The 18,210-nt window shown below is 72.0% G+C and carries 10 protein-coding genes; 9 read left to right on the top strand and 1 reads right to left on the bottom strand.

Going from position 1 to position 18,210, the window contains the following annotated elements; genetic code table 11:
- Positions 1 to 24 precede the first annotated feature (24 nt).
- Positions 25 to 444, top strand: coding sequence for an SdpI family protein (locus QQ657_RS18795; RefSeq protein ID WP_284743462.1), 420 nt, complete (start codon positions 25 to 27; stop codon positions 442 to 444).
- Here QQ657_RS18795 and QQ657_RS18790 read toward each other — a convergent pair.
- On the bottom strand, positions 441 to 1,022 hold the full coding sequence (locus QQ657_RS18790) for a YqgE/AlgH family protein (protein ID WP_284743526.1): 582 nt from the start codon (positions 1,020 to 1,022) through the stop codon (positions 441 to 443). The two genes, QQ657_RS18795 and QQ657_RS18790, sit on opposite strands and share 4 nt — an antisense overlap.
- A gap of 203 nt (positions 1,023 to 1,225) precedes the next feature.
- Between QQ657_RS18790 and QQ657_RS18785 the strand changes: the two genes are divergently transcribed.
- The 8 genes from QQ657_RS18785 to QQ657_RS18750 all read left to right on the top strand — a co-directional run bounded on the left by QQ657_RS18785 (position 1,226) and on the right by QQ657_RS18750 (position 18,196).
- Positions 1,226 to 2,515: an MFS transporter gene (locus QQ657_RS18785; protein WP_284743461.1), complete on the top strand. Its 1,290-nt coding sequence runs from the start codon at positions 1,226 to 1,228 to the stop codon at positions 2,513 to 2,515.
- A 142-nt stretch (positions 2,516 to 2,657) separates the two neighbouring features.
- Positions 2,658 to 3,197, top strand: a complete 540-nt coding sequence (locus QQ657_RS18780; protein WP_284743460.1) for a YbaB/EbfC family nucleoid-associated protein — start codon at positions 2,658 to 2,660, stop codon at positions 3,195 to 3,197.
- Complete coding sequence (locus tag QQ657_RS18775; protein WP_284743459.1) at positions 3,197 to 3,520, top strand: WXG100 family type VII secretion target; 324 nt, start codon at positions 3,197 to 3,199, stop codon at positions 3,518 to 3,520. Before QQ657_RS18780 ends, QQ657_RS18775 begins: the two co-directional genes overlap by 1 nt.
- A 9-nt stretch (positions 3,521 to 3,529) precedes the next feature.
- A complete protein-coding gene (locus QQ657_RS18770; RefSeq protein ID WP_284743458.1) occupies positions 3,530 to 11,233 on the top strand; it encodes a WXG100-like domain-containing protein in 7,704 nt (2,567 codons plus the stop codon).
- Positions 11,234 to 11,668 (top strand): hypothetical protein, encoded by a 435-nt coding sequence (locus tag QQ657_RS18765; RefSeq protein WP_284743457.1) that lies wholly within the window; start codon positions 11,234 to 11,236, stop codon positions 11,666 to 11,668.
- Positions 11,665 to 13,080, top strand: coding sequence for a TNT domain-containing protein (locus QQ657_RS18760; protein WP_284743456.1), 1,416 nt, complete (start codon positions 11,665 to 11,667; stop codon positions 13,078 to 13,080). Before QQ657_RS18765 ends, QQ657_RS18760 begins: the two co-directional genes overlap by 4 nt.
- On the top strand, positions 13,081 to 15,324 hold the full coding sequence (locus QQ657_RS18755; RefSeq protein ID WP_284743455.1) for an ADP-ribosylglycohydrolase family protein: 2,244 nt from the start codon (positions 13,081 to 13,083) through the stop codon (positions 15,322 to 15,324). It begins immediately after the preceding gene.
- 16 nt (positions 15,325 to 15,340) lie between these two features.
- Positions 15,341 to 18,196 (top strand): ADP-ribosylglycohydrolase family protein, encoded by a 2,856-nt coding sequence (locus QQ657_RS18750; protein ID WP_284743454.1) that lies wholly within the window; start codon positions 15,341 to 15,343, stop codon positions 18,194 to 18,196.
- The last annotated feature ends 14 nt before the right edge of the window (positions 18,197 to 18,210 follow it).

Here is an 18,210-nt window from a genome sequence, read left to right as displayed (position 1 = left end):
GACGTCACGCTTATCCTTGACCTCGTGTTCGCTATCGCGCTGGTTCCGGTCGTGCTGGGTCTGCTCGTCGGCTTTGGTGGGTTCCTCGGTTTCCGCGAGCGCTTGACGCGCGAAGGCGGCACCGGCGTGCGCACGCAGGCCGCGTTGCGCAGCGAAGAAGCGTTCAAGCTGGCCAACCGCGTCGCGGCGCTGCCGACCATGGCCGGTGGCGCGATCTCCGTGCTCACCGGGCTGGCCGGGCTCGCGATGCCGACGACCGCCGGCCTGGTCTCCGCCGCGCTCGCCGGGGTGCTCGCCATGCTCGTGCTGGTCATGGGCGGCGGGGTGCTCGGCAACCGGGCCGCGCTGACCGTGCCCGCGCCGGCTCCGGCGGCACCCGCCGGCTGCAGCGGCTGCGCGTGCGGCGCCGGCGGCTGCGGGGTCTTCAAGAAGGAAGACGCTTAATTCCTTTGGAGGTCGCCCGGGTGGGTGGCCAGCAGGGCCAGGGGAATGCCCTGGCGGCGCAGCACCTGGCTCCACAGGTCGCCGCTCGGTGAGGCCAGGATGTCGCTCGGGAGCGCGGGCACGATGACCCAGTCGTCCCGCTCGATCTCGCCGGCCAGCTGACCGGAGTCCCAGCCCGCGTACCCGGCGAACACGCGCACGCCGCGGACCTTCGGCACCAGCACCTCGGGGTCGGTGTCCAGGTCGACCAGCGCGACCGGGCCGCGGACCGCGATCACGCCCGGCACGCTCGCCGCCGTCTCGCCGGTGCGCAACGCGGCCAGGCACAACGCGGTCTTCTTCTCGACCGGCCCGCCGACGAACACCGCCTGCGGCTCGGCGACGTGCCCGCCCCAGTTGGGCAGGACGTCGTGCACGGCGACGTCACTCGGCCGGTTCAGGACCACGCCGAGCGTGCCTTCGTCGCGGTGATCGATGACGAACACGACGGTCCGCCGGAAGTTGGGGTCGACCATCGTGGGGGCGGCGACCAGGAGCGTTCCCGGTTCAACCTCGGCGTCCGCTGGCACGCGACCTATGATCCCACCTCGGGCCTGGTGAATTACTTCGGCTCGGGAACAATCGCCCCAGCAGCCTCGTTTGAAACAGTGGTCGGCGCACTCCGTGTCCCCCGGGCTCACTGAAGAACCGCCTTTGTGGAATACCGTCCGGCAGGAGCCACACTGCGCATAGCCGCCGAGAGGCGAGGCTGAGTGCGCCGGCCCTCCACTACTCTGGCTTCGTGACGATCAGCGCCGGTGTGGCGACCCGAAGAGGCCCCCGGGAGCTGCTCAAGGATCCCGACTTCCGCCGTCTGCTCTTCACGCGCTTCGCCGCCAGCTGGGGTGACGGCGTCTTCCGCGCGGGTCTCGCCGGGGCCGTGCTCTTCAACCCCGAGCGTGCCGCCGATCCGCTGGCCATCGCCGGCGGGTTCGCCGCGCTGCTGCTCCCGTACTCCATCGTCGGGCCGTTCGCCGGTGCCCTGCTGGACCGCTGGGACCGCCGGAAAGTCCTGATCTTCGCGAACCTCCTGCGTGGCCTCGCGATCGTCTCGGCGTCCGCCGCGGTCGGCTTCGGGTTCGGCGGGATCGGCCTGTTTTCGCTGGCCCTGGCCGCGGAAGGCATCTCGCGCTTCATCGGCTCCGGACTCTCGGCGTCGCTGCCGCACGTCGTGGAAGAAGAGAGCGTCGTGACGGCCAACGCCTTCGCCACGACGCTCGGCTCGGTGGTCGCCGTCCTCGGCGGCGGCTGCGCGATCGGCCTGCGCGCACTGTTCGGCAGCAACGACCTCGGCTCCGCCGAGACGACGGTGTTCGCCGTCCTCGGCACGCTGCTCTCGGCGTTCATCGCGCGCGGCTTCGCCCGCGGCGTGCTCGGGCCGACGGTGGTCGACGAGCCGCCGAACCCCGTGCTGGCCGTCGCGCGCGGGCTGGCCGACGGCGCGAAGCACGCCTGGCGCGCGCCGAGCGTCACCGCCGGGTTCATCGCGCTGTTCGCGCACCGGGCGTCGTTCGGGGTGTCGCTGCTGGTCACCGTGCTGATGATGCGCAACTACTTCACCGACCACGGGATCTTCCGCGCCGGTTTGCCCGGGCTCGGGCAGATGGCCGCGCTCGCCGGAGCCGGGATCCTCATCGCCGGCCTGCTGACCGCGCGGCTGATCCGGAAGCTCGGCCGCCTGCGCGCGGTGCTCGGTTCGCTGGTGCTCGCCGCGATCGCGCAGTCCGCGCTGGGCCTGCCGATGGTGCTGCCGCTGGCGCTGCTCGCGTCGTTCGTCATCACCGGTGCCGGGCAGGTGCTCAAGCTCTGCGTCGACTCGTCGATCCAGCTCGACGTCGCCGACGAAGCCCGCGGCCGGGTGTTCGCGCTGTACGACACGCTCTTCAACATCACGCAGGTGGCGGCGGTTTCGCTGGGCGCGCTGGTCGTGCCGGACGACGGCCGTTCGCCGGGCCTGCTCATCGCGGCGACCCTCTGCTACCTCGTCGGCGGAGCCGGGTACGTGCTGGCGCGGCGGCGCGCGATTCGCTGAGGCAAACACCCGAACCGGTCACGGCCGCTGCTCCATTGGCATTAGGGTGACGGCAAGGGATTAGTAGGTTCGAGGGACACCGGGGGCACCTGTGACCACCGCGGGCGACGACCGTGCACGGCTCGAAGCACGCAATGCCGCGATGAAGGACCAGATGGACACCCTCCTGGAGAACTTCGAGCGGCAGACCACGCAGCTGCGTGACGCGCAGGCCGCGGCCGCCGAGACCACTGCCCAGGTGAATTCCCCCGACGGCCTGGTCCGCGCCACGATCGACGCCGGCGGCAACCTCGCGAAGCTCGAGTTCGCGCCGAACGCGTTCGAACGCACGACGCCCGCGCAGCTCGCGAACACCGTCCAGACGGTGGTGCGCCAGGGATCCCTGCAGGTCAAGCAGAAGATCGCGGACCTGATGGCGCCGATCACCGAAGGACTGCCCGACCTCGCGGACCTCGTCGAAGGCGCGCCGTCGCTGGCCGGGCTGGTGCCGCAGATCCCCGACTTCGTCGAGTCGCCTGAGGAGGCGCCGCGGCCCGAGTCGTTCGAAGAGACCGGGTCGATCCTGCGCAACGACGCCGTGCCGCCGCCGATGCCCGCACCGAAGCCCGCTCCCAAGCGCGTCCGCCCGCCTCGTGACGAGGACGAGGAGCCGCCGTCGTCCTGGATGACGAGGGGCGACTGATGCCCGAGGGGGGCTCCGGGTTCACCGCGGAACCCGACGCTGTCCTGCGCGCGTCGAACGGCCTGACCACGGCGGCGGACGGCCTGGACAGCGCGCTGAAGACGTTGCAGGGGGCCCTCGACGCACAGGGTGCGTGCTGGGGAGACGACGACTCCGGCAAGGAGTTCGCCAAGGACTACGTGCCCGGCTCGCAGGGCGCCGTCGAAGGCTTCGCCAACCTCGTGCAGGGGTTGCGCGGGATGCAGCAGAACGTCGCCAAGTCGATGAAGGCGCTGTCGGGCGCCGACGAAGACGTGACTTCGCAGCTCGGCAAGGGGCAATGACCCGTGGGTATGGAGATGCCCGACGCGGTCAAGTGGCTGCTGCCGATCGTCGTAGGGGAGAGCTGGCCGGAGGGCGACGAGACCAAGCTGCGCGCCCTTCGCGACGCTTGGCACACGGCGCCTTCGGCGATCGCCCCGGCATCGGAGGCCGGTAACCAGGCGGCGTCCGGCATCCGCGACAACTGGACCGGCGACGGCGCCGACGCGTTCGTCGAGCAGTGGAAGAAGTTCGTCGAGGGCGACGAGGCGTACTTCAAGCAGCTGGCCGACGCGACGAAGGCCCTCGGGGATTCCTGCGACCAGACGGCGCTGGACGTCGAGTACACGAAGTACATGATCATCATCTCGCTGATCGTGCTGGCGGCCCAGATCGCGGCGATGATCGCGGCGGCGGCGGTGACGTTCGGCGGTTCGACGGCGGGCATCGCGCCGGCCCAGGTCGCGACGCGGATGACCGTGCAGATGCTGTTCCGGCAGCTGCTCGAGAAGCTGGCACAGCAGGGGTTCAAGCAGGTCGCGAAGGAGCTGCTGGAGAAGCTGCTCAAGCAGGGTCTCAAGAAGATCGGCATGGAGATCCTCAAGAACGAGGCCATCAACCTGGGGATGGACGCGGGCATCCAGGGCCTGCAGATGGCGAAGGGCGACCGCCAGAGCTGGGACTGGTCGAAGACCTCGGACGCGGCGATCTCGGGCGCGGTCGGCGGGGTGGTCGGCGCGGCTTCCGGATCCATCGGGCGGGGGGCCACCGAGGGGCTTTCGCATTCGGCTGGTGGTCAGGTCGCGGACGCGGCCATGCGGGCTGGGGCTCGGGGGGCTGTCGAGGGGGTTGCGCAGACTGTCGGGCAGGCGGCGGTTACCGGGGATTTGGGGTCGCTGACGCCGGAGCAGTTGCTGACCGGGGCTTCCAGTGGCGCGGTCGGGGGTGCTGTTGGGGGCGCCAAGGAGCAGATGCACTCGGTTCACGAGGCGAACATTCCCGGTGATGCGGGTGGGTCCTCCGGTGATGGGGAGTCTGGTTCGCGGAGTGAGCCTGAGTCGTCGGGTGAGGCTTCTTCGCGGGAGCCTTCGACTGAGCCCGAGTCGCGGAGTGAGCCTGAGTCGCGGAGTGAGGAACCTTCGTCGGGACCTGAGTCGCGCGGGGAAGAGCCGTCGCGACAGCCGTCGTCCGAACCAGAGTCACGCGGCGAGGAGCCGCGGCGCGAGGGGTCGTTCGAGCCGGAGGCCCGCAGCGAACCCGAGCAACGCGCGGGCAGTGGACCGGAACGCCAGTCCGTCACGGCGGACGAGCCCCAGCAGTCCGATGGGCCGCGTCCGAGTGCCGACCACGTCCAGCAGGCCGGGGTAAGGGCGGCGGCCGACAGCCCGGCGCCCCAGCAGCAGGCCGAAGCCCGGGCAGCGGACGGTCCGGCACCTCAGCAACAGGCCGCGGCCCCGCCGAGCCAGCCGGTGAGCGGAGCAGCGCCTTCGACGGGTGGGGTGCCGCCGTCATCGGGCGGGTCGGCGGCGGGGCTGGGTAGCTCGGCGCCGACAGCGGGCGGGTCGGCGGCGGGGCCGGCTAGCTCCGCGCCGTCATCAGGTGGTTCGGCACCGTTTTCGGGTGGTTCGGCACCGCAGTCCGGCGGTTCGGCACCGCAGCCGACGTCGTCGCATGGCGGGACGCCGAGTTCGGCGGGAGCACCGTCGAACGGCGGTTACGGCATGGCCCCACCGGAGCCCGGCCGCCAGACCGGCGGCCGCCCCCAGGACAACGTCGGAGCGGCCGGCTTCACGGGCGGCACGAGCCAGCCATTCGCGGCCGACGGGGGGACAGCGCCGTTCCAGCACGGACCGTCGCAGCAACAGGGCCCGCCCCAGGGCGGATTCACGCCGCCCCCACCGGGCGGAATGCCGAACGCGGGCGGCGGTCCAGGACGTGCGGGCGGCCCAGGTCCCCGCCCGGGCGGCTCGGCACCCCAGGGCCCGCCGCCCCCACGCGGCGGTCAGCCACCCCACGACCAGCAGCGACGGATGCCACCGCAGGACCCGCGCCGGATGCCGCCGGGCCAGCCGATGCGCGGGCAACCGCCGGCGCCGTCGGGTGGGCGGCCGCCGCAAGGTGGCCAGGCTCCGCACAGCGGGCAACCGCACGGCGGCCAGACACAGGGTGGCCAGGCACCCCACGGTGGGCAACCGCAGAGCGGGCAACCGCAGAGCGGGCCACCGCAGGGCGGTCAGGCTCCACACAGCGGACAGCCGCAGAGCGGACAGCCGCAGGGTGGCCAGGCCCCACACGGTGGCCAGCCGCAGAGTGGCCAGCCGCACGGCGGACAAGCGCAGGGCGGTCAGGCATCGCACGGTGGCCAGCGGCCGCCGGGAGGCCAAGCGTCGTTGGGTGGGCAGCCTCCGCACGGCGGACAGTCGTCGCAAGGTGGGCAGCCGTCACACGGTGGACAGCCGCATCGCGGTGGGCCGCCGCCGCAAGGTGGACCGACGCCACGTGGCGGGCAGGCGCCGCAGGGGTCGCCGCCGCACAGCGGGCAGCCGCCGCAGGGAGGGCAACCTCCGCAGACCTCGCATCGCGGGCAGCCGCCGCAGGGTGGGTTGCCTCCGAACGATCCGCGACGGATGCCGCCGCGGCCGCCGATGGGACCGCAGGGTGGTCCGCCGCATGCTGGAATGCCTGGCGGGCAGCGTCCCGCGGGGTACCCGAACCAGCCGCGCGGACCGCAAGGGCCAGGCCCACATCCCGGCGGACGGCCGCCACCGCCGAGTGGCCGGCCACCGATGCCGCCGCACGATCCGCGGCTGGGTCCGCCGCGGCCGATGGGGCCGCCGCAGGTTCCGCCGCCACGGTTCGGTCCGCCGCAGGAGCACCTGCCCCGCGCCTTCGACCAGCCGCGGACGCCCGAGCAGCCGGCCGCGAGGCCGACGGAACCGAACGTGCCCACGGTTGAGCACGCCCCGGTCCAGGAGCGACCCGCGGACGGTCAGCCCCAGAACCGGCCGACGGAGCAACCGCCCACGCGCGGGCCGGCAACAGAGCAACCGGTCGACCTCGACGCACCCACAACTCAGCAGCCGAACCCTGCGGAGCGGCCGAACGGGCAGGACGCGCCCGCTGCCGAACAGCCCGCGACGCACGAACAGCCGACCGAGCAAACGCCCGCAAGAGAGCAGGCACCCGCGGCGGAGAGCAAGCAGGACGCGCCTGCTGCCGAACGACCTGCTGACCAGGCAGTGCCGCACGAACGGTCGACGGAACCGGCCAGCGAACAGACGCCGGTGACCGAGCGGCCGGTCGAGCAGGATGCGCCCGCAACCCGACAACCGAACGCTGCCGGGCAGGAGCCCACCGCAGAGCGGCCAGCAGGGCAAGACGTGCCTGCCGCGGAGCGGCCTGTCGGGCGGGATGTGCCTGCTGCGGAGCAACCGGGGCGGCAGGAACCGAACGCGGCCGAACAGCCAGGTAGGCATGACGCGCGGGCAAGCCAGCCGACCGAGCGGCCGGCACCCACCGCGGAGCGGCCGGTCGGGCAGGAAGCACCCGCAACCCAACATCCGACCGCCGCCGAGGGGCCGGTCGAGCATCGCGTGCCTGCTGCTGAGCAGGGAGCGCCGCAGGAACGACCGACTGAACAGCAAGGCGGTGCCGAGCAAGCCGCTGAGCCGGACAGCCCCACGCACGACCACGCCGACACCGCGCACGGCGAAGACGGCGAGCCGCCGGCAGTCAGCGAGCACGACGGTGCGCAAGAGCCGTACGGGCAGGCCGACCAGGTCCCTGATGAGCCCTACCTCGCCGACCCTGCATTCCGGACCCAGGATCCGACCGGGATCGCTCGGATCGAAGACACCTTCATGGACTCCGGGCGGCAAAGCCCGTCCAGCGGCGAGTGGCGGCACGAACAGGTCCACCGCGAGGCGCTCGCCAAGCGCGGCGAGTTCCACCCCGGCATGTCCGACGACGGCGCCTTCGCCGTGCACGCCTACACCCGGCACGAGATGGTCGGGCCGCTCAACCGGGCCCTCCGGCTCGGCGGTCCCGAGCTGGTCGACCTCGCACCGCAAGCCGGGGCGCTCGTCTCCGGGCTCAACGAGCTGCCTCCGCACGTCGGCACCGTCTCGCGGCGGGTCGACTTCCACGGCGATCCCTCGCGGCTTCAGGCCTTCCTCGGACGGTTCCACGAGGGCGCCCACATCACCGAGCCCTCCTTCCTCAGCTCGTCGAAGGTCGACGCGGAGCATCCGCGCAGTACCTTCGCCGGTGAGGTCGAGATGCGGATCGAGTCCAGGACCGGCCGCGACGTCGAGGCCATGGCCAGCATCGGGCGCGAACGCGAGGTGCTCTTCAAGGCCGGGTCGCAGTTCGAGATCACCGGGGTCGAGATGGGCCCCGGCCACCCTCAGCACCCCGACTTCGAGAACCGCCCCGGCGCCCGGGACCAGCCGCAGTGGATCGTGCACGCCGAAGAAATCGCGCCCGGGGATCCGCGGTATCGCGGTGACGCCCAGGGTGCGATCGACGAACGCCGGGCCGCCGAACGCGCTGATGAAGAGCGCTTCGAGCGGGAGCAGGCCGCGAAGGACGAGCAGTTCTACGCCGAATACCCCCACCTCAAGCCGTCCGGTGACCTGTTCAAGCTGCTCGGTGGCGACGAACCCGCGCCGCCGCCCGCTGAAAAGCGCGTGCCCGCTACCAACGCGCCCGAAGGCGGCTGGTCGCAGCTCGCCGAACCTTTGACTCCGGGTGGCCCGCCCGTGCTCCACGCCGGGTCTGTCGAGACCCCGCAGCAGCACGCGCGGCTCGTGCGCGACGCCGTTCCCGACCTCGCTGCCGTCAACACCCGCAACCACTACAGCCCCGGCGAACACGGCTTCCGCACCAACGCCGCCGAGTCGATGACCGCCTTCGACCGGCGGATGAACGGTGAGGACGTCGTCGCCGGGCCCGCTCGGGGAGAGAGCCTCGACGGACCGTGGAGCGGCCGGAGCAGCTTCGACGACGTCGCGCGCGACCTCGGGGAACGTCCCGTCGGCGCGCGGTCCGCCGTCGCCTTCGAACACGGCGGCCACGAACAGCTGGTCGCCGCCGTGCACACCGAGCACGGGGTCCTGTTCGCCGATCCCGTCACCGGACGGCTCGCCGAGCTGCCGCACGACGCCACCCAGATCCGCGAACTGCCCCTCGGCCGGCACGAAACCCCGACCATCACCGACCGCCTCAACCCCACGCCCGAACGGCTGCCGCACGACGAGGGCTACCTCTTCGACGACGACCACCGCGGGACCCCGGCCGACCACGAGAGCATCCGCCGCGCGGTCGGCGACGAGCGCATCCACCAGGACATCCACGACCGCGCGCTCGCCCGCCGCGACGCCGCCGGGATGGCCATGACCGACGACGGCGCCGTCGCGGTGCACGGCTACACCCGCGGCGAGTACGCCTACGACGTCAACGAGGCCCTGCGCCGCGGCCTCGGCCACCCCGGCTTCGACCTCGCCCAGGCGAACGCCCGCGCCATCACCGACGGCCTCAACCAGGTCCCGCGCACGTCCGGCGAGACCATCCGCGCCTTCGACGTCAGCGGCGATCCGCGGCTGGCCGAGCTCGTCGCCGGGCCGTACAACCCCGGTGACGTGGTCGTCGAGCCGTCGTTCTCCAGCGCTTCGATCAAGACCGACGAGTTCTCGACCAGCAAGTTCGGCGACGACGTCGAGCTGCACGTCCGCTCGGACAACCTCCGGGACATCTCGAAGCTCGCCGAGAACCCGTCCGAGCGCGAGTCGCTGTCGCCGCCCGGCACGCAGCTGCTGGTGCACGAGCGACGCCTGGAGATCACGCCCGAGGGCCGCCGGAAGTGGGTCATCGAGGCCGAGGAGATCGGCCCCGGCCACCCACGCTACCTCGACCCCGAGGCCGCGCAGCAGAAGATGGCCGAGCGCCGTGCCGAGAACGACCACAACGCGGCCGAGTTCGAACGCCGCAAGCAGGCCGCGCTGATGGAGCGCCTCGGCGGTTTCGGCGAGCCCGAGCACGTCTCCACGCCGGAGCACCCGCAGGTCAGCGACGTCCTCGACACGCACGAAACGCCCGTCGAACCGACCCCCCAGCCCGACTACGGGCACCTGGCGCGCGCGACGAACCCGCCGTTCGAGCCCGCCATCCACGCCGGTGCGGCGACGCCGGCGGAGCGCGCGGCCTACGTCCAGGACCGGCACCCGCACCTGCGCGAGGTCAACCCGGGCTTCCACCAGCCGGGTGCGCTGGAGAACGGGTACATGTCGAACTGCACGCGTGCGCCGGAGGCGTACATGGACCGGCTGCGCGGCGGGGACATGACGGCCGAGCCGATCCTCTTCCACGAGATGGGCACCCGCGGCACGCTCGAGCACATGGAGGGCCGGTTCGGCGAGACGTTCTCCGAGCGCGGCAGCTACGACGACGTCATCCGCGAGATGCGGGACATGCCGCTCGACCACCACGCCGTGGTCGCGGTGAAGTACGAGGGCCCGAACGGCGTCGAGTACGGGCACGTCGCGATGGTCGTGCACACCCGCGACGGCGTCGCGTTCATCGACCCGCAGTCCGGCGACCTCATGCACCTGCCGCAGCCGCCGAAGGGCATCAAGCTGATGCACGTCGGCACGCCGGAGGAGGCGCACGTCCAGACCGAGCACGCCGAGACGCCGGAGCACGGCGGCTACGGCAGCGCCCCGCAGTCCCGGCTCGACGAGCTCCTCGCCCAGCCGCGGGTCGCCGAAGCGCTCGACGGCGCCACCACCGACCTCGTCGTCAAGGACCACGAGGGGAACCCGCAGAACCTCGGGCCGGTCGGCGAGTTCGTCCGGACGCGGCTGGCCGGGCACCCGGAGCTGGTGGACCTGCTCCACGACCCGGCCAACGAGTTCCTGACGCGGTCGCTGCTGCGCAAGCCGGAGACGATCGCCAGCCTGCTGGTGCACGACGAGGCCATCCCGATCCTGGCCGACGCCGTGCACGAGGTGCACCACCCGCTGCCCGACGCGGAACCGGTGGCACCGCACGCGGACCCGACGCCGCTCACGCCGGAGCAGGCCGAGACGTCGCGGGAAGTGATCGACCAGGCCGAGGACCACCCGGACGCGCACCGCAAGCAGGCACCGTTCGACCAGAGCAAGCTCGGGGACGAGGCGTACACGCGGGAGTACCTCGCCGAGCGCTACCGGGAAGCGGCTCGGGCCGACCTCAAGCTGAAGGAGATCTTGCCGCCGCTGGCGGAGGAGACCGGCGGGCGCGCCGGGTTCCGGCCCGGGCCGAAGTCCGAAGGCCGGGCGATGGACAAGATCAACACCAATTACGACGGCGACGCGTCACGGCTGGTCGACCTCGCGGGCGCGATGATCCAGTTCGAACGCGTGCAGGATGCCTACGCCGCGTTGGCGCGGATCGCGGAGCACCCGGACCTGGAGATCGTCGACTTCGACGACCGCTTCGCGAACCCGGCTCCGGCGGGCTACCGCGACCTGCAGATGAGCGTGCGCATCGACGGGCACGTCGCCGAACTGCGCCTCCATCTGAAGGCGTTGGACGATGTCTCGGCGTATGAGCACTCGCTGTACGAGGTGCGACGTGACCTCAAGGCGCTCAAGAAAGCCGAAGACCGACCACACACCGCCGAGGAACAGGCCCTGATCGACGGGCTGATCAAGCGCGAACGAGAGCTGTTCTGGGACGCGCTGCAGGGGAGTCTCTAGATGGTTCAGACGCCGTCCTACTTCGAGTACTACGACCACGCGTTCGTGGTCGACAGCACGCCCGACGGCGGGCTCACCGGTCGGATCCTCAACTGGAAGACCGGCCGGTTCGACGAAGACAACGAGCACGTCATCGACGTGCTGTTCGACCACGGCCCGGACATCCGAAGCCTCGACCACCCGAAGTTCGTGCGCCGGACCGAAGAGGAGCGCAAGAACTACCTCCGCGGTGACGGGCCGATCTTCGCGCTCTACCAGACGATCGACGCGATCTGGGCCGCCACTGAAGAGGAGAACCGCAAGATCACCAAGGAAGAGCGCGCGCTGATCGATTCGCTGTACCGGCGCACCTTCAAGATGTGGGAGGACGAGTTCGCCCGCCGCGACGCCGGCGACGCCCCGACCTTCACGTTCACCTCGGTGCTGGCGCGATGATTCACGTGGAACAACGACTTTCGCCCGAAGAGCAGCGCACTGTCCTGGTGCAGCTGGGAAAGCTCGTCCGCGAGCTCCGGACCGACGCCGCCGGGCCGGCCGCAGTCGACTTCCGGCAGGTCGGGGCGCACATCGAACTCCAGGGCCACAACGCGACGACGTCCGACGCCGTTGCCGAGCTGTTCGCCGAAATGCGCAAAGGGATGTACACCGAGGACCGCGGCACCTGGCTGCAGGCGCGGTTCACCCTCACCCCGGACGGCACGTTCGACTTCGACTTCGCGCTCGACGACGATCCGGTGTGGACGGACGCGCCGCCCTCGGCCGCCTACCCGGAGGAGCTCGCCGCGTTCCCGCGCGCCGACGAGCACATCCCCGACTGGTGGCGGCTGCGCGCCCAGCTCCCGCTCGGTGTGGTGTTCCGGCACGCTGAAGCCAGCAGCCCGGACGTCGAGCGGCCGCCGCTGACCGACACCGAGGTCCCGCTCGTGCTGCAGTACCTCGAGCGCGAGGCCGTCGTCCACGAAGACGGCGACGTGCGGTTCCACACCGACGGCGCGTGGATCTGGCCGTCGTCGGTGGCCGACCTGCTGGCCGAGCAGGGCATCCCGCCCGAACCGGACCTGGTCGCGCACATCCGCCGGCAGCACTTCCAGCCGCCGTACGTCGAGCCGCTGGTGCGCCGGACCGCCGAGGCCGACCTGCTGGGCGAGCCACGGCCGAAGCCGAGCCGCGCGGACGTCAAGAAGACGAGCGGTGACGTCGCCGCGGAGCTCGAGACCACGCCGGACCCCAAGCTCGGCGACGAGGAACTGCTGATCGTGCTGGTCCAGCGGCTCGGCGAGCACGGCGTCTGGCCGGAGGCCTACCGCGTCGGCGGCCGGGCCGACGGCACGTGGTGCCTCAACTTCACTCCCGAGGGCTGGGAAGTCGCCGCCTACGCCAGTGGGGAGCCTCGCGAGCCGAAGTACTTCGCGCGGCTCGAAGACGCCGCCCAGCAGCTGCTCGGGGCGTTGCTGCTGCACCCCGCCCGGATGACCGCCGGGCACGAAACCCCGCTCGAAACCGCCAAGGAGCTCGACGACTGGCCGGTCCACCCGGCTCCGGGTGAGCCTCCCCTCACCCTGCTCCGCAACAAGCGCATCACCCGGCTGGTGGCGGGTACGGTCGTTCTGCGCTTCGGCGAGGAACCCGGCAACCTCGTGCACCACGGCGAGGTACGGTTCGCCACGACGTCGCTGCCGCTGGAACGTGAGCGGGAACGGCGGAGCTACCGGCTGAGACGCCCTCTGCACGTGATCACCGGCATCACGGTTCCGTGGGCGAACCTGCCGGGTGGCGCGGTGGCCTTCGTGCTGCCGAAGACGATCGCCGAGCACGAGTCCGACGGAAGCCTGGAGAGGATCGAGTAGGTGGAAGCGGCGGAAGCGATTGCCAAGGTCGGCCAGTGGCTGCGCGCGGTGCACGGTCCGGACGTCTCCGGTCCCGCCGGGCTCCGGGTGGACACCGAGAAGGTGCTGCGCATCCCCGAGGGCTGGTCGGTGCCCTACAACACCATCGCGTTCCTCGACGAGGGACGGCCGGAGAAGGAGATCTTCCCGCCGCCGTCGGTCGTCGTGCGCGAGCCGGACGGCGAGCTACGCCAGGCGCACCCGCACCCCGGCGGGCTGTCGGTGCCGGTGGCGTTCCCCGGCCAGGAGAACTGGCGCGAGGTCGTCGACCCCGAGTACGTGAAGGCCGGGCTCGGTGAGCTGGGTGTGCCGCTGCAGGCCGTCGCGGGCTGGGTGAAGGTCGACGCCGACGGCAACCAGACCGGCGAAGAGCGCGAAAACCCCGAGTACAAGGCGGGCCCGATCCGCCGCGGCTACCCGAAGCCCGAGAACACCCTCGAGACGCTGCTGTCGTTCGCCAGCGTCGGCTGGCTGACGCGGGAGCTGCTGCTCATCGGGCTGATCCGGTGCGAGGTGTTCATCCCGCTCGACCTGGAGACCGGCAAGACCGACCGGTTCTACTTCGCCGAGGAGCGCAACGAGCTCAAGGTGTTCAGCTCGACCCGGCACCTGCCCTCGCGCGAGCACGGCTGGTGGAAGGTCGACGTCGCGACGCTGGCCGAGTTCGAGCACCCGCCGAACCTGGTGATCAACGGCGGCCCGACGACCATCGAGGACGTCTCCAGCGGCGAGCTCGCCGGGATCGTCCAGCGCTTCCCGCGGCACGAGCCGCGCATCGACGTGCACGGCCGCTGCCCGGAGGCCGAGGAGGACCTGATCCGCGTCGCCACCGACACGGCGTCGCGGATGGGCCTGCCGGACCCGGTCAAGCCGCCGCTCGCCGCGGCCGAGAAGGCGCGGCGGCGCGGGTACGAGCTGACCGCCGAGGAGTGCGCGAAGACCGTGCTCGGCGAGTCGTGGCTGAAGCGGCTGCAGATGCCGGAGCCGCCGCGCAGCAAGCCCAACGACCTGCGCGCGAACGGCCTGGCGCCGACCTACGACAACGCCGGCCGCGCGACGCCGCGGCTCGACACCTTCGGCAAGTACTTCGAGCGGGACCTCGACGGCTTCCGCTACGGCTGGCAGCGCGTCACGGGCGCGTACGTCGGCTTCGCCTTGGGCGAAGCACTCGGCGCCGCGGTCGACCGGATGCCGCTCCACGACATCCACGCGAAGTTCGGCATCGAAGGCGTCACCGACCTGATCCCGGCGTTCGACCAGCCGGGCCGGATCGGCTCGCTGACGCAGCGGCTGCTGTTCTACACCGAGGCCGCGATCCGCAGCCCGCACCGCGAACAGCCGGAGTCCCGCGACGCCGAGCAGCTCTTCCCCGGTGTCGTCCGCGGCGCGCTGCAGCGCTGGCTGCGCACGCAGGGCGCGCCGCTGGAGGACGCGGACGGCTGGCTGGTCCAGGTCGCGGACCTGCACGCCCGCCGTGACGCCGACGACATTGAGCTGAACTCCTACCACCAGCTCGCGTCCGAAGCCGGGAGCGCGCCCCCCATGACCGGCCCGGCCGCGCTGATCCCGGCGTTGCCCGCGGCGCTGACCATGGCCGGTCCGGGCAGCGGGCTCAGCGGCGGTGCGCGCCAGGCCGTGCGAGACCTGGCCGGCGTCACCCACCCGACCGAGCCCGACCTGGCCGCCGCGACCTACCTGACCTGGCTGTTCGAGCACGCGTTGACCAAGGACGCGTTCAGCTTCCCGATCTGGAACCTGAGCCGCGAGGTGCTCAACCCGGACAACCAGTTCCAGCAGGGTCCGGAGTGGACGGCGATCAAGGACATGGTCGCCGAGTCGGTGCCGTTCTTCGGCGAGCACGGGCTCCCCGACCTGCGGATGCCCGAGCTGATCGGTGACGGCAAGACCACGCTCTCGGTCCTCGGACGCGCGTTCGCCGCGTTGTCCGGTTTCGAGAACTACCCGGAGCAGGCGCTGCTGCGGGCCGTAAACCACTCCGGCCGCAGCGCGCTCACCGGCGCGGTCGCCGGCGCCCTGCTCGGCGCGCGCACCGGCATCCCCGGCCTGCCGCAGAAGTGGGTCGACCAGCTGGAGCTGCGCTACCTGGTCGAGAACGTCGCTTCGGACGCCTACTGGCACTTCGACCGGCACTCGGCGCTGAGCGCGCTCGGCGACGAGTGGATCGAGCGGTACCCGCGGCATTAGCTCGAGGATGGGGAGAATGACAGAAGCGGAAGCCATCGACGACGGCTTCGTCGAGTGGCGGCCCGACGTCGATCCGGAGTTCGACGAGAAGGCGTTTCCCGGTCTCGGCATCCCGGTGCGGGCCATCCGCGGCTGGGCGCAGTACACGCTGTTCGGCGAGCCGACGGGCCCGCGCCGCGCCGGCGAGCAGTACCGCCCGGGCCCGGCCTGGCTCGGGTTTCCCCGGCCGGAGACCGACGTCCAGAAGTTGCTGAACTACCTGGGCGCGAACTGGATCAGCCGCGCCGAGTTCGTGACCGCGCTGCTCGACTGCGAAGTCCTCGTGCCGGTCGCGGACGGTGAGCCGCTGGTGCGCCAGGTCCCCGGCAACGGGCAGGAAGTCATCGCGTACAGCTCGTCGGCGAAGGTGCCCGGGCGGTACCCGCTGCGCCGGCGGGTCGTCGTCCGCGACCTGGTGGCCGACCGGCCGTCGACCGGGCTGACCCTAGACCCCGGCACCGGGCTCGTCCGCAGCCTGACCGCCGCCGAGCTGGCCGGCGCCGCTCCTGGCGAGCGGCGGCCGCAGTTCGACGAGTCCGCACCGGAAGCCGGGCCCGAGGTCGCCGAGGCACTGCCCGGGCTGGTCGCGGAGTTCGGCGTCGAGCCGCCCGACCTGCTGGAACGGCACCTGCGGTACGCCGTCGACCACGCCCGCGACCACCACTTCGAGCTGGCACCCGAGGACTGCGTCCGGTACCTGCGCGGGTTCGCCTGGCAGTACCGCAACGGCGTCCGGCGGCGGGCGGGCCACGACCCGGAATGGCCCGCCGACCTGGGCGCGAACGGCCTCATCGCGCACGTCGACGAGGACGCACGCCCGCGGCCGGTGCCGTGGACGTTCGGGAAGTTCTCCGCCTTCGGAACGCCAGCCGCGCGCTTCGCGTGGCACCGGATCGTCGGCGCGTACGTCGGCTTCGCGATCGGGGACGCACTGGGCGAGGGCGCCGTGGGCACCCTGCCGCTGGGCGGGCTGACGCGCCACCTGCTGTTCCACACCGACATCGCGCTGCGCGGCCTGCCGCCGGTGCCCACCGGCGAGGTGCCGGCGACGCTGCCCGATCCGGACCCGGTCGGCTGGCTGGCGGTCGCGACGCGGCGCGCGGGTCCCGCACCCGACGATCTCTCGACGTTGCTGGCCACGGCGCTGGCCGCGACGCCGGCGGGAGCGGTCGCCATCGACGGTGTCGACGCCGAGCAGTACGCGAAGGACGTCGCCCGTGCGTTGACCGGCGACGCCGGCGCGGAGGTCACCGAGGGCGTCGACCTGCTGATCGCGCTCTTCCAGGCCCTGCTCACCCGCGACACGTTCGCGCTGCCCGTCCACCTGCGGCTGCGGGAGATCGGCGGCGACCTGGCGACCTCGACGCTGGCGTTGCGCGAAGACCGTGACGCCGACGACGTGACGCAGCTGGAGAGCATCGGCGACGGCCGGAGCGTCCGGTCGGTGCTCGGCCGGGCGCTGTTCGCCGCGGCCAAGCGCGGCTACGACCCGGAAGCGGCGATCACGCTCGCGGCGCGGTCCGGCCCGGTCGCGGGCGCGATCGCCGGGGCGCTCGTCGGCGCCCGGCTCGGCGTGCCCGGCCTGCCCGCCGCGTGGGTCGCCGCGCTGCCCGACCTCGGCCTGCTCGACGACGTCGCCAGCGACGTCTTCTGGTACTTCAACCGCAACGGCCTCCAGACGGAGACCGCGGAACACCCGCGCTGGGAACGCCGATATCCCAGTGGCCGTTTCACCCCGAAACCGAAGGGACCCGACTTGCGCTCACGACTGCGGGGGAGCCTGCTGGCCGGGGCGATCGGCGACGCGCTGGGCGCGAAGACCGAGTTCGACTCGATCGACCGGATCCGCGAGATCGCCGGGCCGGCCGGCATCACCGACTTCATCCCCGCGTACGGCGGCGTCGGCCGGATCACCGACGACACGCAGATGACGCTCTTCACGCTCGAGGCGCTGATCCGGGCGCACGCCCAGCGGCGGCGGACCGGCTCGGCGGACGTCGTGCACTCGCTGCAGCTGGCCTACCAGCGCTGGCTGCACACGCAGGGTGTCGCGTGGGACCGGGCGCGCGGGCCGCAGTCGGACGTCGAAGCGCCGGACGGCTGGCTGGTCACCCACCAGGAGCTGTTCAGCCGGCGTGCGCCGGGGCTGACCTGCTTCGGCGAGCTGGAGGCGTACGGCCGCGCGGGCGTCCGAGGCACCATCGAACGCCCGGTGAACAACTCGAAGGGCTGCGGCGGGGTGATGCGCGCGGCGCCGGTCGCGCTGTGGTCCGACGACCTCGCCGAGGTGTTCCAGCTCGGCGCCGAAAGCGCGGCGCTGACCCACGGTCACCCGAGCGGGTATTTGTCCTCGGGCTGTTTCGCGGTGCTCGTCCACGGGCTGCTGCACGGGAAACCGCTGCTCGACGCCCTCGCGGCCGCACGGGACGAGCTCGTGAAGCACGAGGGTCACGAAGAACAGAGCGCGGCACTCGACGCGGCTCTGGCGCTGGCGGAGCAAGGACCGCCGACGCCGGAGAAGCTGGAGTCGCTCGGGCAGGGCAACGTCGGCGAGACCGCGTTGTCGATGTCCGTGTACGTCGCGCTGACCACCACGGACGCCGACACGGCGTTGCTCGCGGCGGTCAACCACAGCGGGGACAGCGATTCGACCGGTTCGGTCTGCGGCAATCTCGTCGGCGCGATGTACGGCGAAGAGACGCTGCGGCAGAGCTGGCTGGAGCAGCTGGAGCTCCGTGATGTCATCGTCGGCCTGGTGGACGACGCGCTCACCGAGTTCGGCCCGGATGCGCCGGGTGACGACCGGTGGTTCGCTCGGTACCCGGTCGACTAAGTTTCCGGTGTCAC

Source organism: Amycolatopsis ponsaeliensis (assembly GCF_030182635.1).
Lineage (GTDB): Bacteria > Actinomycetota > Actinomycetes > Mycobacteriales > Pseudonocardiaceae > Amycolatopsis > Amycolatopsis ponsaeliensis.
This window is presented reverse-complemented; position numbering and strand designations above follow the sequence as displayed.